Below are 265 nucleotides of genomic sequence, written 5' to 3' on the forward strand. Positions count from 1 at the left end.
GTATCGAAATTTTATATGGCGCATCAGGTTCTAGTATTTATGGTTCTGACGCGATGGGCGGTGTCATTCAAATATTTACTAAAGGCAATAACGTAGAACAATCTAATGTTTCAACGACCGTGGGTTATGGTAGCAACAACCATTACCAAGTAGGCCTGACAGGCCAGCTTAAAAATGAGACTTCCTCATTGAGTTTGGGTGTCAGCCGCAACGAAACAGACGGTTTTAACGCAATTGCTAACTCTAGTTCTTATGATTACAATGC

1 protein-coding gene is annotated in these 265 nt (G+C 41.1%); it reads left to right on the top strand.

Annotated features, from left to right (window positions below):
* Positions 1–265, top strand: a 265-nt coding sequence (locus tag SB749_RS19740) for a TonB-dependent receptor (protein ID WP_410711801.1), incomplete at both ends; no start/stop codon positions are given.

It is taken from the genome of Brevibacterium sp. SIMBA_078, from assembly GCF_046534565.1.
Lineage (GTDB): Bacteria > Actinomycetota > Actinomycetes > Actinomycetales > Brevibacteriaceae > Brevibacterium.